Source organism: Francisella sp. SYW-2 (assembly GCF_008711475.1).
In the GTDB taxonomy this organism is placed as follows: Bacteria; Pseudomonadota; Gammaproteobacteria; order Francisellales; family Francisellaceae; genus Francisella; species Francisella salimarina.
Genome location: NZ_VXKO01000014.1, coordinates 1 through 13,277, shown reverse-complemented (window position 1 = coordinate 13,277; position 13,277 = coordinate 1). Strand labels below are relative to the sequence as shown.

Sequence of the window (13,277 nt, the reverse complement as noted above, 5' to 3'; positions counted from 1 at the left end):
AAGTTTATTCGTAAATTAGTAGCTAATTATTTATTTATGGGTCTAGATAACTTTAGTACTAAATTTTCTTACTAAAGAGCACATGATTTTATATAAATCATTATCTTTGTTATTCCACCTAAACTCACACTCTTTTAAGTGTAAGACAAACTTATCATCACTTAATCCATTAAATTTAGCAAGTCTTCTTTTAGAAAAAGACCAAAATGACTCTATACCATTAACATGGTTTTTACCACGAGCAAACTCATTGTGAGAATGATAAATTCGGTAGTGATCATAACCGTTAAGAATTAGTCCATCATATGCTTTCCAGCCATCAGTATAGATTGTACTGTTTTCGAGTATTTTGCCCTGTATTATAGGCATTAAGGACTCTTTAGAGCAGTTTGGCACAATAGAAACATAGACTTTATTGTTTTCATTTCGCTTTAAAACACCAAGTACTGGTGTTTTACCTACAGCTCCACGACCACGCTTACCTCGTACTCGTTTAGCTCCAAAATAAGACTCATCTAGTTCAAACTCTCCAGTAGATGCTAAGAATTTTTCATCAGATAATAGAATTATTTTACGAAATCTATCAAAATAGCGGTTAATTGTTACTCTGCTAACATTAGTTATTTTACTCGTATTTGTCGCTGTTAAATCCAAGCAGAAACACTTCAAAATCTCTCTAATTTTAGCATCTGAAATATGCGAACGTTTTTTATACCATCCAAACATAGATAAAATATAGCTCCATCAATGATTTTTGACAAGCTAAAGTTATCTAGACCCTTTTTTAAATCTTGTGGTAATAAAATTAACCAAGTAAATATAGTTGTGAAAACTAAAACAGTTATTAGCGCAGGAAGTATTCTTCGCATTCTTCTGAGATAAAAATTCTTTATAGAGAAACTATCATTACTTAAATCTTTGATAATTATTCTAGTGATTAAAAAAACAGAGATAACAAAAAAGATATCTACACCTAAAAAACTAGATTTGACCCAACTTACATCTAAGTGGAATAATACAACAGAGATTACTGCTAAAGCTCTTAGACTATCTATATTTTTAATATTCTTCATGACCATTGATTTGGCAAGCTAAAGTAATCCAACATTCTATTGCTAAGTGTAAAGTTTTGCAAGTCTAAGTAGCGTAACTCAATTGCGCTAAGTATAAGTTGGATGGTTGTAAAAAAGTTGAAAAATAGCATAATAGTCCTAATTTAAGTTGTGCAATTTGATAATCCTGATTAATCTATATTTTTTGTAGGACACGATCTAATTTTTTTTCAAAAAAAAATGTTAGTATGTATAATTAATAGCTATTGTATTTAAATTATTTATTTACCATGCAAACACATCTAAAAAAACTTGAAAATGAGTCAATAGAGATATTTAGAGAGGTAGTTGCACAATTTGAGAATCCTGTGATGCTATATTCTGTAGGTAAAGACTCTTCAGTATTGCTTCATTTGGCGCGTAAGGCTTTTTATCCTGGTAAGATTCCATTTCCTTTGCTTCATGTTGATACTACATGGAAATTTAAGGAGATGATAGAGTTTAGAGATAGTATGGCAAAAGAGTATGATTTTGAGCTTTTGGTACATATTAATCAAGATGGGATTGACCAGGGTGTAGGGCCATTCTCACATGGTAGTGCAAAACATACCGATATTATGAAAACTCAATCACTCAAGCAAGCTTTAAATAAAGGTAAGTATGATGCTGCATTTGGCGGTGCTCGCCGTGATGAAGAGAAATCGCGTGCTAAAGAGCGAGTATTTTCATTTAGGGATAAAAATCATCGCTGGGATCCTAAAAACCAAAGACCAGAGCTATGGAATATCTATAATGGTATGGTAGACAAAGGTGAGAGTATCAGAGTCTTTCCACTCTCAAACTGGACAGAGTTAGATATTTGGCAATATATTTATATGGAGAATATCAAGATCCCAAGTTTATACTTTGCCAAAGAAAGACCAGTGGTTGAACATGATGGTATCTTGATGATGGTTGATGATGATAGAACACCTGTTGAACTAAGACAAAAGGCTGTAAATAAAAAAGTTAGATTCAGGACATTAGGTTGTTATCCACTAACTGGAGCTATAGAGTCAGAGGCTGATACTCTACCAGAGATTATCCAAGAAATGTTACTAACCAAAACATCTGAGCGCCAAGGTCGAGCTATAGATAAAGATAGTTCTGGATCTATGGAAAAGAAGAAAATTGAGGGGTATTTCTAATCTTCGGTTAGAAATAGAGCTCAGTTTTCAGAGTTAAGAATTCAGAGATATTTTATTATGAGATGTGAAAATTTAGATGTCTGGAAGAGAAGTTCTAGAGTTAGTGTAGATATCTATAAATATTTTGTACAATGTAAAGATTTTGGATTTAAAGACCAAATTACAAAAAGTAGTTTATCTATTGCTTCGAATATTGCAGAGGGTATGGAGAAAGAATCTATAAAAGAGCAACTAAGATTTCTTGAAATAGCTAAAGGATCATCTGCAGACTTAATAACACAAATATATACTGGTATTGAAATAACATACATTGAAAAAGAGGTTGGTTTTAAGTTGGAAGATGGAAATTGAAGAGATTTTAAAAATGATTGTAGGACTTCAATATAAACTAAAATCAAAATTCTAAGTTCTGAACGCTGGAAACTCAATACTTATTTCTAAGGAGCAAAAATGTCACACCAATCAAACTTAATAGCGACAAATATTGAACAGTATCTTAAACAACATGAGCAAAAAGAATTGCTGAGATTTATCACATGTGGAAGTGTAGATGATGGTAAGAGTACCTTAATTGGAAGGCTCTTACATGATAGTAAGATGATATTTGAGGATCAGCTAGCTGCTATTACAGAAGATAGTAAGAAAGTTGGTACACAAGGTGATGATATTGATTTAGCATTACTTGTCGACGGTTTACAGTCTGAGAGAGAGCAAGGTATCACCATAGATGTAGCATATAGATATTTCTCTACTGATAAGCGTAAATTTATCATAGCTGATACACCAGGGCATGAACAGTACACGCGTAATATGGCAACAGGCGCATCAAACTGTGATTTGGCGATAATCCTAGTTGATGCTAGGAACGGAGTACAAACTCAAACTCGTAGACATAGTTTCATTTGTTCACTCTTAGGTATCAAGCATGTGATAGTAGCTGTGAATAAAATGGATGCAGTAGGCTACTCGCAACAAGTTTATAAGGCAATCCAAGATGATTATCTAAAACTAGCAGGAAGTCTTGAGATACCAGATATTAGGTTTGTACCGATATCAGCGCTAAAGGGCGATAATGTAGTGACTAAAAGTGAAAATATGCCATGGTTTAGAGGCTCCGCACTAATTCACTATCTAGGAACTTTGAAGATAGAACAATCAGTTAGTGACGAGTTTCGTTTTCCGGTGCAGTTAGTGAGTAGACCTAACTCAGATTTTAGAGGCTTCCAAGGGACTGTAGTATCTGGCAAAGTCAGTGTTGGAGATACTATCAGAGTTATGCCTAGTGGTAAGATTACTACCATTAAGTCGATAGTATCATTTGATGGAGACCTAGAATTTGCAGAGGCTGGGCAAGCCGTGACTCTAACAACAAATGATGAGGTTGATATTAGTCGTGGTGATATGATTGTTCATAAGGATTCTATCTCACATGTGTCATCTAACATCAAAGCACATATCGTTTGGATGCATGAGCAACCACTAGTAGAAAATAAAGATTATTATGTCAAGTTTTTGACTAAGCAAGTGACAGGCTCGGTACATAAGTTTAATTACAAAACAGATATAAACACACTCAAAGATATTGATTGTGGTAAATTGGATCTAAATGAAATAGGTGCAGTTGAGCTAAAATTGTCAGAGCCTGTTTGTTTTGATGATTATCAAAAAAATAGAGCTACAGGAGCATTCATAGTTATAGACAGATTGTCTAATGCAACTGTTGGTGCTGGTATGATTATCAAACCACTTGCTGATGGAGAGCTTAGAGATCATGCTCATAGTTACTCAGAGTTTGAGTTAGAATTAAATGCTCTTATTCGTAAGCATTTTCCTCATTGGGGTGCTAAAAATTTAAGAGATTAGCTATATGAGTGCTATTTTACTATTTTTGATGATTATTGTTATGCTTGTGTTGCTTTGCTTTTATCAGCACAAAACATTGATGATTTTTGGTGTGGTGATGTTTGCTTGTTTTGCTTTTGGTTGGGTTAACCAAAAAGAGCTATTGGGTAATGCATCTAATGCATCTTTGGTTACATTAGTAATCATCATGATACTTGCATCAGTGATTGAAAAAACAAGTGTATTACGCAAGTTACAAAATCTACTGATTGCCAAGACGGAGAAAAAAACCCTAATAAAGGTTTTGGGTATTTCAGCTATATCATCGTCTGTGCTAAATAATACCGCAGTTGTAGCTATTCTTATCAAAGCTATTAATAACTCAAAAGCAGTTCTACCATCGCGACTTTTGATACCGATGTCATATGCAACTATTATGGGCGGTACTTTGACATTAATTGGTACCTCAACAAATCTAGTTGTCAGTAGTATGTACTCAGCTGCGACTGGATCTAAAGGTTTCGGTTTCTTTGATTTTACAATTGTTGGAGCTGTGGTAACTGTATTCGGTTGCATAACATTATATTTTACTAGTAAATTTCTGCCCAAAAAAGAACCACAAATTAATAGCTATAATAGCTATATGGTTGAGGCCGAAGTGCTTGCTAAATCATCACTTATTGGCAAAAGTATTGAAAGAGCTGGATTACGACATCTCGAGGACTTATTCCTTGCTGAGATTATAACCAAGAGTGGTGATAGGATGTGTCCTGTCAAACCCCATGATATTCTTGCAGAGGGAGACAAGTTATTATTTTCTGGAGATATCCAAAAAGTTTCGATATTAAATCAGTTTGATGGTTTGCGGTTATATGCTCAAACAGAGGGCTTTGATACTTTTCAGTTAACAGAAGTTCTTGTTAAGCAAGATTCGAGTATAGTTGGTAAAAGTCTCAAAGAAATTGAGTTTAGATCAAAATTTGATGCTGCTGTAGTTGCTGTACGTAGAGATGGTGAAAAAATTTCTGGTAAGCTTGGCAAGCTAATTATCAAAGCTGGAGACTTTTTGTTATTGGCTACAGGCGATGATTTTAGAAGTAGAGCTAATATATCCCAAAATTTTCTGGTCATAAAAGGGGTGGAGCCTAAAAGAGTGATTACAGGCTGGCGCGAGGCTTTGGTAATATTTGGTTTTATTGCTGTTATTGTTTATTCTGTTTTTTCTGGGGATTCGCTGTTTTCAGGGATGCTTATATTATTAGGTATCTTGGTATTAACTAAGAGTGTATCTATTAATGAGATCAAAAATAGCTTCCCTACTGAAGTTTGGTTGATAGTGACTAGTTCATTATGTATTGCAACGAGTATGGATAATACTGGTTTAGCAGCTACTATTGCTGATTTTTCGCGCATATATTTAGCAGGACATTCTGCCATAGTTATATTTGTAGGGATTTTTATCACGACAATATTGTTGACAGAGTTTATAACCAATAATGCTGCTGCTGCATTGATGTTTCCGGTTGCATATAATCTAGCATTAGGTGTTGGTATCAATGTGTTTCCAGTGGTGCTTGGGGTGGCGTTCGCAGCATCTGCAAGTTTCTTGACTCCGTATGGTTATCAAACTAATCTAATGGTAATGAATGCTGCAAACTATAAGTGGCGGGACTTTATCGTAACTGGGGTGCCAGTCTCAATCGTATATGTAGTATCCTGCTGTGTTATGATACCTATAATTTATCCTTTATATTAATGGAGATATAAGTGAGTAAAAATATCGTTTGGCATGATACTAGCGTTTCAGCTGATGAAAGAGCTAAGCAAAAAAATCATAAAGCCACAGTGCTTTGGTATACGGGTTTAAGTGGCTCTGGTAAGTCAACTATCGCAAATGCTGTTGATCGTATGCTACATCAAAAAGGCTATCATACCTATGTGCTAGACGGGGATAATGTTCGCCATGGGCTAAATAAAGATTTAGGTTTTGATGAATCTAGTCGTATCGAGAATATTAGACGTATTTCTGAGGTTGCTAAGCTTTTTGTAGATGCTGGGATTATAGTTAGTACAGCTTTTATTTCGCCATATATATCCGATAGAGAGCAAGCAAGAGAGCTTATTGGCAAAAATAACTTCATTGAAATTTATATAGATACCGAATTATCAGAGTGTGAGAATAGAGATCCCAAAGGTTTGTATAAAAAAGCAAGAGCAGGAGAAATAGCAGATTTCACAGGCATAACATCACCATATCAAAAGTCTATTGCTTCAGATATACATATCCTAACTCAAGCAAAGTCTGTAGAGGATTGTGCTAAGCAGATTTTTGACTATCTAATTTCAAATAATAAAATCTAAGGTATATGTAATGTATATAGATATTTTTAACGGTGATGCCGATGGGATATTATCACTTATTCAGCTACGCAAGGCATTGCCAGTAGCTAGTAATAATCATAGGCTAGTAACAGGAGTCAAAAGAGATATTTCTCTATGTAAGAATCTCTCTAATCAGGATGCTAATGACGCAATTGTGACAGTATTAGATATATCATATGATAAGAATTATCAAGATATAGAAAGGCTACTAAAATATGTCACTCAAATAATTTATTTTGATCATCATCAGGCTGATAAGCTAATCTCAAATCCAAAACTAAAAGCTCATATAAATACAGCGGCAGATGTTTGTACAGCATTATTAGTTAGTGAAAGTTTAGGTAAAAAATATCATCTTTGGGCAATTGTAGCAGCGTATGGTGATAATTTGCATCATGTGGCAGACAATGAGGCAGATTTGCTTAAACTAAATAGTGAGCAAAAAGCTCAACTAAAAGAGCTAGGGATGCTGATTAACTATAATGGTTATGGTAGTGCGATTGATGATTTGTATTATCATCCAGCTGATTTATATCATGAGTTAGTGAGATATGAGACTCCATTTGATGTGATTGCGGATAAACATTCTTGCTTTTATAAATTGAGAGATGGCTATGAAAATGACAGTAAAAATCTAGATAATTTAGATATCCAGGATTTTGATAATGTCAAGCTAGTTAAACTTCCTAATCATCCATGGGCAAGAAGAGTTAGTGGGACTTTGGGTAATGATTTAGCAAATAAGTATCGTAATAAGGCTATAGTAATTGCAACAATAAAAGACAATGGTAATTGTCTAATAAGTCTAAGAGCTCCAAAAAATAAACCATTTGGTGCGGCTGATATTTGTTCACAATTCGCCACCGGAGGTGGTAGAGAGGCTGCAGCTGGAGTTAATAGTTTATTAAAAGAGGAGTTGGATAAATTTGTGAGTAAAGTTCAAAGGTATTATAGTTAAGGATTGATTATGGTAAAAGAGTGGGCTGTAATAGGTGGTGGAGTAGCTGGAATAATAGCTGTGGCTAAGCTTCTGGATGAGAATGTGGATGGTAAAAATATTCATTGGATATGTTCGGATTTCTGTGTTGGTGATCTAGGGAAAAAATGGCGCAATGTTTCAGGTAATACTTCTGTAAAGAGGGTTAAAGAGTTCTTACTGACTTATGATTCTTTTGATTTGAAAAAAAGACAAAGTGATTTTGATATTTTTAAAATGCCAGAAGATCAGACTTGTTATCTGAGTGATATTGTAAAACCTCTTGAACATTCAACAAAAGTATTGATAACTAAGGTAAATATATATAATCAGTTGGCTATAGATGTGAAATCTACTGACCAAAGTGTAACTATAACATTAGATAATGGTCAAAAGATAACAAGCAATAAAACAATAGTTGCAATTGGCGCTGAGCCGAAGAAAGCATTATATCAAGATGTACAAGAGATCGGTTTGGATATTGCTCTCGATCCAAGTAGATTATCTAAAGTGGTATCGGTAGATGATATTGTTGCAGTTTTTGGATCGTCACATTCAGCTATTTTAATTCTTAAGTCGTTAGTTGAAAACAATGTCAAAAAGATTGTTAATTTTTATATTGAAGATATAAAATATGCGGTTGATACCCCAGATGGTATTGTAAATGATAATACTGGTTTAAAGGGTGTAGCTGCTGAATGGTCAAGAGAGTTTTTGGAAAATAATTTATTAACGAATTTAATTAGAGTGAAGTGTAGTGAGCATAATCTTAAAAGATATTTACCAGTAGTCAATAAAGCTATTTACTCAATAGGTTTTGAAAGACGAAAACTTAAAATTAATGGAAATAATAATCGAGACTATAATAAAGAAAATGGTGAAATAGTTGAAAATGTCTATGGTTTTGGTATAGCTTATCCTAATTTAAAAAAAGATCTATCAGGTCAAGATGAGTACCAAGTAGGTGTTGGTAAATTTGTCAAGCATATTAATGACTGTTTCACTCTTTGGAGTAAATAATCTATGAATTTGAGAAGATTAACTTTTTATATTGAACATGATCTGTTTAGGAGTTGTTTTTTGTGAGAGTTGTGGAATTAACAGAATATTGTGTTTTTGCTAGTTATAGATATGTTGTTGATGACTTCAGTGTGGTGATCTCTCCTAATAAGAAGATTAAAATGCTATATAATGTTCATGAAGACTTAATAAGTATGTTTAGTAAAGTGCGCAGTTCTTGGAATAGTTAATTATGAATGTTAATTAGACTTTGTCAGAAATGCTTAGTAATTAATTAAAAATTAATTAAAGTTCCCAGACTATGTAGGTATGTTATGATTTACTTAAGATTTTTTTCTTAAAAATCTAATCTTTTTAAAGAAGTATCTAATAGAAAAAAATACTTTACCTTTTAAGCCCATTTGTCCAAAATCATACCACTTGTTACTTTCAAGCTGTATAATGTATTGTTTAAGTAGGTCTATCTCTTTATCTTTATCTTTTATGAAATTTTTATACTGTTGTATTTGTAATTCAGTAGATTGAGAAAAGTCATCAGAGCCACGAAGAAATGCAGCCAAGTATTTTATAGGAATCATATTCTCCTTACCTGCTTCTTTCTCTGCCCATTCAACGTTTTGTGTGGCTAGCTGGGGCTGAGTAAATAAGAAGGGAAATGTTTTTACTATATTCTTGTACTCATTTTGTTCAAAATTATGATCAAGAAGAAATGGAAATCTTTTTAAAATAGGATCGTCAACAAAGTCTTGTTTCGAATATGTTTGATATGTACCATATATTGATACTTTACATCCTGTATATGCAGCATATAAGACGTGTGAGCCAATAATATTGGTAGTCATGTATTCGAAGTGTTTAAATATTCTATTCATTCTTACAAGACCAAATTTATCATCTGCATTAGCTCCTGTAATGATAGGTATTCCAGCCTTTTTAAAAGAGTTGACCCAAAGACCTTTTTTATAACATGAGCTGTGTATACATACTGCAATAAAATCAAAATGATCTTTGATTTTTAATATTTCATTAACATATAAGCTTTCATCAAAGGTGTGTTCTGTGTGTGGTACTGAGTGGGGAGGCATAATCAATAGTGAGTTGTTATATCTGTTTTAAAAATCTTTTTTTCTTCTTTATTTTTTTATATTAATTGAATTATGTGAAAAAATATTGCAAGCATAGTGTTAAACCTCCTTAATTTTAGATAAGCTGACATCTATTCCTCCTATCTCATAAGAAATAAAGTTGTGAAGTAGCTCTTCTTTTGATGGCGATAGGGTCGCAATAGTGTCAGCAAAGTCAAAGATCACTAGTTTTTGTTTCAAAATTCACTCTACTGATTTTTCTACTTTCCTTAGAAGATAACTTAATTTTCATAGGGGGCGTGTATATATTTAAAATTCACTGAAAAAAATTTTATAATAATTAATTGTTATAAAAATAAAATTCTATTTTTTTTATTATATATTTAACTGTTTCTAGTTCAAGATCATAGAATAGAGGTAATCTTAACAGTCTTTCACTTTCGGTTGTTGTGAAAGTATCTTTACCTGTGAATCTGGTGTTATGTTTGCCATATTCAGAACTGTGCAAAGGAACATAATGAAAAGGTGCTGTTATATTGTTATCTTTTAAAAATCCAATTAATTTATCTCTCGTTTTTAAATCTTTAACTTTTATGTAAAACATGTGTCCATTATGTTGACAATTATCGGGTATGGTTGGCAATTCAATAATTTTTTTATCAGAGAGTGATCTTAAACTAGTGTAATAATTTTGCCATAAACCTAAACGCTTGTCATTAATTCTATCGGCGACTACTAGTTGAGTATACAAGTAATAAGCTAAAATATCGCTTGGTAAATAAGAAGAGCCTATATCAACCCAACTGTATTTGTCAATCTGTCCTCTAAAAAATTTAGATCTATTTGTTCCTTTTTCTCTTATGATTTCAGCTCTCTCGATGAATTTATCATTATTGATGATAATTGCCCCACCCTCACCCATGGAGTAATTTTTTGTTTCATGAAAACTATAGCAACCTATATCACCTATGGTGCCCAATGCCTTCCCTTTATAGCTAGACATTACACCTTGAGCAGCATCTTCAACAACAAAGAGATTATGTTTTCTGGCAATTGTCATAATACTATCCATATCACATGCAATACCCGCATAATGAACTGGAACAATAACCTTAGTGTTTGCTGTTATAGCAGCTTCTATTTTTGTTTCATCTATATTCATGGTATCTGGACGAATATCAACAAATACTATTTTTGCACCTCGTAAAACAAATGCATTTGCTGTCGATACAAAGGTATACGAAGGCATAATTATTTCATCACCTTCTTTTATATCAAGCAAAATGGCAGCCATCTCTAAAGCATGGGTGCAAGATGTAGTCAATAGAGCTTTTTTGCACTTAAATTTATCTTCAAACCATTTGTGGCATAGCTTTGTATATTTATTATCACCACAAGTTTCTTTTTCTTTGAATGAGTTATCAAATTGATAGGGGATATTAAATCTAATCATGATAGTTTCTCGATTTTTGTATATTGTTTCTCAAGATTTAACAAATCTTTTTTTCTGTTTTTTAATTTTCTTGCTGGAGATCCTACGTATATTGTCCAAGCTTCGGTTGATTTGTTAATTAGGCTCATGGCTCCAACAGAAGTACCTTCATTTAAAATAACGCCTGGCATAATTATAGAGCCAGCTCCAATAATTGTATGTTTTTTTAATGTTACCTTAGAAAATAATTCTTTTTTGTAAATTTTAGGAATAGTTGAGTTTGTCATGGTCTCCCCACTGTAATCATCTGATTGTGTGAAAATTTTAACTCCATAAGCAACTGTAGTAAAATCCTCGAAAATAATCCCTTCGACTCCACCGGCAATTAAGCATTGAGGTGTTATGTGAACATTTCTGCCGATTTGTAATTTTCCTGAGATAACACAAAAATCATCTATTCTTGAATTATCACCAATTTCAATTTGATCATGATTATAGATACTTGCTTTTCGGCTAATTTTCACATTTTTGCCAAGATTTTTGAACCCAAGTGAGTAAAGCTCTTCATTTGTATAATATGACATAATTACATTTAACCTTTGTTGTGTAATATGGGTAGCATTATTAATGTACGAAATTATAGGTTTAAATACCTAAATTCTACCGTAATAAAATTATTAAATCCAAGATTTTTCTTGCTATAAATATATGATCTTTTCAAAAGATGCTGAAGCTTATGTTACAATAATTATTGATATTATAATTTATATTTAGAGGATCTATGGTGTTAAGAAGTGAGGACAATATTATAAGCAAATGGAGAAATGTTAATAAGGGCAATATGGTAACTATACTCTGCCAGACATATAACCAAGAGCAATTCATAGGTCAGACTTTGGATAGTTTTCTTATGCAACAAACAGACTTTCCATTCAATATAATAGTGCGAGATGATGCATCTACAGATGGAACAGTAACTATAATAAAAGATTACCAGCTTAAATATCCAAGTATTATAAAGCCAATATTTGAGAAAGAAAATCAATGGAGTAAGGGTATTACAATGATACCTAGAGAAATACCTAGAATCATGCAGAATATTGAGGCTATGTATATAGCTCTTTGCGATGGTGACGATTATTGGACAGATTCTTTAAAACTTCAAAAGCAGGTTGATTTTCTTGAGCGAAATCCTCATTTTGTGGCTTCTGCACATGCTAGTAGATATTTGAGGAATGGTAAAGAGGCAGAACTGGTGTCAGTCCCTCCTCAGGGAAAGACCGAGTATACATTCGAGGAGTATTTAGGTAATTGCTATTTTCAAACTAGCTCATGGGTCTATAGGTATGATAGAAAGTTTAGAGCCTCGGTTGAAGGATATTTTCATACCGGAGGGGATGTTTACATGAGTTTGGTATTTTTGAATTTTGGACCATTTAAATATTTTAATGAAGTAATGTCTGTATGGCGAGTTCATGATCAGGGCGAGTGGAATAAAAATTCAGTTGAAGGTCAGGCTATGGAAAACTTAGCGGCTTCTGCTAAAGTTGCTAATATTTTTGATAAGAAATATAAACCTAAGTTTTATGAATTATTTTATAGTGATATACAGAAAATTTCTCCTAAACGCTTTTCGGAATTGGTTTTAAAGAATTATAGTCGTATTGATGCACAAGAGGTTATAGGTATGTTAGCTGAAGTTGTGGTTGATAGTGAAAGCCCAATTGCTAAAGAACTTGATTCTAAGAGAGTTGAGTTGGCATCTAGGGATGCTACAATCAAAGAGTGTAACGAGTATATCAAATTACTTGAAGATTTGCTTGAGGCAGAAAAGAATAAAAATTTGTTGAAAATTATTAAATCTAGGGTATTCAAGAAATTAAAGTAATTAGCCTCTGTACACGATAAAAAATATTGAAAGGACTGATTAAAGCCTTATATATTCATTATTTGCGAAAGATGAAAAAGTACTTTAATCAGCTAAGAGGAAGTCTATCTGAAATATTCAATTGGCACAAGTCAAGAATAGATTGCTTTAGCAATCTATTACTTGGATTAATATCATCACAAACGGTCAATCTATCAAAAATAGCTGTCCACTTTAAAAACAATAACAAAATATCTTCAAACTATAGAAGAATTCAAAATTTCTTTAAAGATGTAAGTTTTAACTTTGAAAGACTGTTGATTTAATCTTTCATTAAACTTATGAACTTTTGTAAAATATAGATATCGTAGATATTTATATTTTTAGTAGTTATGGATTTTTTCTTTTTAGGTTTAGAAGAATCATTAGGTAAT

The 13,277-nt window shown here is 32.7% G+C and carries 15 protein-coding genes and 1 pseudogene; 10 read left to right on the top strand and 6 right to left on the bottom strand.

The annotated features are described in order from the left end of the window. Positions 1 to 42: 42 nt before the first annotated feature. Together F3D57_RS05740 and F3D57_RS05735 are read right to left on the bottom strand one after the other, a co-directional pair. Entirely contained in the window at positions 43 to 726 is a 684-nt protein-coding gene (locus F3D57_RS05740) for an IS1595 family transposase (RefSeq protein ID WP_150465529.1), read from the bottom strand. Then, the gene (locus tag F3D57_RS05735) at positions 666 to 1,073 is read right to left on the bottom strand and encodes an acyltransferase family protein (protein ID WP_411961499.1); all 408 of its coding nucleotides are present in this window, start codon (positions 1,071 to 1,073) and stop codon (positions 666 to 668) included. The genes F3D57_RS05740 and F3D57_RS05735 overlap by 61 nt, the downstream gene beginning before the upstream one ends. Before the next feature lie 269 nt (positions 1,074 to 1,342). Here F3D57_RS05735 and cysD point away from each other — a divergent pair, with 269 nt between their 5' ends. From cysD to F3D57_RS10230, 8 genes are all read left to right on the top strand, one after another. Further along, the gene (cysD, locus tag F3D57_RS05730) at positions 1,343 to 2,239 is read left to right on the top strand and encodes a sulfate adenylyltransferase subunit CysD (RefSeq protein ID WP_150465528.1); all 897 of its coding nucleotides are present in this window, start codon (positions 1,343 to 1,345) and stop codon (positions 2,237 to 2,239) included. Positions 2,240 to 2,296: 57 nt separating this feature from the next. After that, positions 2,297 to 2,590, top strand: coding sequence for a four helix bundle protein (locus F3D57_RS05725; RefSeq protein WP_224728158.1), 294 nt, complete (start codon positions 2,297 to 2,299; stop codon positions 2,588 to 2,590). Positions 2,591 to 2,689: 99 nt separating this feature from the next. Next, complete coding sequence (gene cysN / locus F3D57_RS05720; protein ID WP_150465527.1) at positions 2,690 to 4,102, top strand: sulfate adenylyltransferase subunit CysN; 1,413 nt, start codon at positions 2,690 to 2,692, stop codon at positions 4,100 to 4,102. A 4-nt stretch (positions 4,103 to 4,106) separates the two neighbouring features. Beyond that, positions 4,107 to 5,837 (top strand): SLC13 family permease, encoded by a 1,731-nt coding sequence (locus F3D57_RS05715; protein WP_150465526.1) that lies wholly within the window; start codon positions 4,107 to 4,109, stop codon positions 5,835 to 5,837. 11 nt (positions 5,838 to 5,848) lie between these two features. Then, entirely contained in the window at positions 5,849 to 6,442 is a 594-nt protein-coding gene (cysC, locus tag F3D57_RS05710; protein WP_150465525.1) for an adenylyl-sulfate kinase, read from the top strand. Positions 6,443 to 6,452: 10 nt separating this feature from the next. After that, positions 6,453 to 7,421 carry a DHH family phosphoesterase gene (locus tag F3D57_RS05705; RefSeq protein ID WP_150465524.1) on the top strand — a complete coding sequence of 323 codons (969 nt, stop codon included), beginning with the start codon at positions 6,453 to 6,455 and terminating at the stop codon, positions 7,419 to 7,421. A 9-nt stretch (positions 7,422 to 7,430) separates the two neighbouring features. Next, entirely contained in the window at positions 7,431 to 8,459 is a 1,029-nt protein-coding gene (locus tag F3D57_RS05700) for a pyridine nucleotide-disulfide oxidoreductase (RefSeq protein ID WP_150465523.1), read from the top strand. Positions 8,460 to 8,521: 62 nt separating this feature from the next. Further along, positions 8,522 to 8,689 carry a hypothetical protein gene (locus tag F3D57_RS10230; protein WP_191092358.1) on the top strand — a complete coding sequence of 56 codons (168 nt, stop codon included), beginning with the start codon at positions 8,522 to 8,524 and terminating at the stop codon, positions 8,687 to 8,689. A gap of 93 nt (positions 8,690 to 8,782) precedes the next feature. On the opposite strand, the gene F3D57_RS05695 is transcribed toward F3D57_RS10230, so the two are convergent. The 4 genes from F3D57_RS05695 to F3D57_RS05685 all read right to left on the bottom strand — a co-directional run bounded on the left by F3D57_RS05695 (position 8,783) and on the right by F3D57_RS05685 (position 11,560). Beyond that, positions 8,783 to 9,544, bottom strand: a complete 762-nt coding sequence (locus F3D57_RS05695) for a hypothetical protein (protein WP_150465522.1) — start codon at positions 9,542 to 9,544, stop codon at positions 8,783 to 8,785. Between the two features lie 99 nt (positions 9,545 to 9,643). Continuing rightward, on the bottom strand, positions 9,644 to 9,784 hold the full coding sequence (locus F3D57_RS10225) for a hypothetical protein (RefSeq protein ID WP_191092357.1): 141 nt from the start codon (positions 9,782 to 9,784) through the stop codon (positions 9,644 to 9,646). 100 nt (positions 9,785 to 9,884) lie between these two features. Beyond that, on the bottom strand, positions 9,885 to 10,997 hold the full coding sequence (rffA, locus tag F3D57_RS05690) for a dTDP-4-amino-4,6-dideoxygalactose transaminase (protein WP_150465521.1): 1,113 nt from the start codon (positions 10,995 to 10,997) through the stop codon (positions 9,885 to 9,887). Then, a complete protein-coding gene (locus F3D57_RS05685; RefSeq protein ID WP_150465520.1) occupies positions 10,994 to 11,560 on the bottom strand; it encodes an acyltransferase in 567 nt (188 codons plus the stop codon). Before F3D57_RS05685 ends, rffA begins: the two co-directional genes overlap by 4 nt. 200 nt (positions 11,561 to 11,760) lie before the next feature. On the opposite strand from F3D57_RS05685, the gene F3D57_RS05680 reads away from it, so the two are divergent. Both F3D57_RS05680 and F3D57_RS05675 read left to right on the top strand, forming a co-directional pair. Then, a complete protein-coding gene (locus F3D57_RS05680) occupies positions 11,761 to 12,864 on the top strand; it encodes a glycosyltransferase (protein ID WP_191092356.1) in 1,104 nt (367 codons plus the stop codon). Positions 12,865 to 12,935: 71 nt separating this feature from the next. Beyond that, positions 12,936 to 13,160, top strand: a pseudogene (locus F3D57_RS05675) (hypothetical protein); the annotation flags it as partial. Positions 13,161 to 13,277: the final 117 nt, after the last annotated feature.

What these genes read in the sequence shown, in the direction of transcription:
- cysN (WP_150465527.1), top strand. Translation starts at nt 2,690, where the DNA reads ATGTCACACCAATCAAACTTAATAGCGACAAATATTGAACAGTATCTT.
- F3D57_RS05695 (WP_150465522.1), bottom strand. Translation starts at nt 9,544, where the DNA reads ATGCCTCCCCACTCAGTACCACACACAGAACACACCTTTGATGAAAGC.
- F3D57_RS05715 (WP_150465526.1), top strand. Translation starts at nt 4,107, where the DNA reads ATGAGTGCTATTTTACTATTTTTGATGATTATTGTTATGCTTGTGTTG.
- F3D57_RS05740 (WP_150465529.1), bottom strand. Translation starts at nt 726, where the DNA reads ATGTTTGGATGGTATAAAAAACGTTCGCATATTTCAGATGCTAAAATT.
- F3D57_RS05735 (WP_411961499.1), bottom strand. Translation starts at nt 1,073, where the DNA reads ATGAAGAATATTAAAAATATAGATAGTCTAAGAGCTTTAGCAGTAATC.
- rffA (WP_150465521.1), bottom strand. Translation starts at nt 10,997, where the DNA reads ATGATTAGATTTAATATCCCCTATCAATTTGATAACTCATTCAAAGAA.
- F3D57_RS05705 (WP_150465524.1), top strand. Translation starts at nt 6,453, where the DNA reads ATGTATATAGATATTTTTAACGGTGATGCCGATGGGATATTATCACTT.
- F3D57_RS05685 (WP_150465520.1), bottom strand. Translation starts at nt 11,560, where the DNA reads ATGTCATATTATACAAATGAAGAGCTTTACTCACTTGGGTTCAAAAAT.
- F3D57_RS05700 (WP_150465523.1), top strand. Translation starts at nt 7,431, where the DNA reads ATGGTAAAAGAGTGGGCTGTAATAGGTGGTGGAGTAGCTGGAATAATA.
- F3D57_RS05725 (WP_224728158.1), top strand. Translation starts at nt 2,297, where the DNA reads ATGAGATGTGAAAATTTAGATGTCTGGAAGAGAAGTTCTAGAGTTAGT.
- cysD (WP_150465528.1), top strand. Translation starts at nt 1,343, where the DNA reads ATGCAAACACATCTAAAAAAACTTGAAAATGAGTCAATAGAGATATTT.